Source organism: Rhizobium sp. SEMIA 4085 (assembly GCF_013004495.1).
GTDB lineage: Bacteria > Pseudomonadota > Alphaproteobacteria > Rhizobiales > Rhizobiaceae > Rhizobium > Rhizobium gallicum.
In genome coordinates this window covers 1-873 of sequence record NZ_JABEPH010000699.1, presented here as the reverse complement: position 1 = coordinate 873, position 873 = coordinate 1, and the positions used below count along the sequence as shown (strand labels likewise).

Annotated in this window: 1 pseudogene; it reads left to right on the top strand. The window is 63.6% G+C overall.

Annotation, left to right across the window (positions count from 1 at the left end):
- A pseudogene (locus tag C9413_RS32475) lies at positions 1 to 873 on the top strand (imidazolonepropionase); the annotation flags it as partial.

Here is an 873-nt window from a genome sequence, read left to right as displayed (position 1 = left end):
GCCTGGGGGTCGTCGCACTGGCTGGTGGAGTCCTACGCCCACTAGTTCGGTGGGGTAAGCGGGGCGCCGGAATACGAAAGCGCCCGCGCCGGCACCCCGAGGGAAGGGATGGCCCGCGCGGGCGGGGGCTCCGTCCCCTCGGCCAGGCGGACGAAGGGGCTGTCTGTAGAGGGCTGGGTGGAAGCTCCCCCGCCCCGCCTCGATACGTTGCTTTGCGAGGGGGTGACGACGATCGAGATCAAGTCGGGCTACGGCCTCAGCATCGCTGGCGAAGTCAAGATGCTGGAGGCTGCCCGTGTTCTCGGCAGTATGCGGCCGGTGCGCGTCAAGACGAGCTATCTCGGCGCTCATGCCACACCCGCCGAATACAAGGACCGAAATCGCGACTATATAGCCGAAATCGTGCTGCCCGCTCTCGATGAGGCACACGCCAAAGGCCTTGTCGATGCCGTCGACGGGTTCTGCGAAGGCATAGCCTTCTCAACGGAAGAGATCGGCCTTGTCTTTGATCGCGCCGAGGCGCTTGGCCTTCCGGTGAAGCTGCATGCCGAGCAGTTGTCCAATCTCGGCGGAGCTGCACTTGCCGCTGATTATGGTGCGCTTTCGGCGGATCATCTCGAGTATCTCGACGATGACGGCGTGGTCGCCATGGCGGCAGCCGGAACCGTCGCGGTGCTGCTGCCCGGCGCATACTATTCCATCAATGAAAAACAGAAACCACCCGTGAAGGCGCTGCGCGCAGCCGGTGTTCCGATCGCGCTCGCGACGGATTGCAACCCGGGCACATCACCTCTCACCGCCCTGCTTTTGACGATGAATATGTCGGCGACGCTCTTCGGCCTGACGGTTGAGGAGTGTATTGCAGGGGTCACA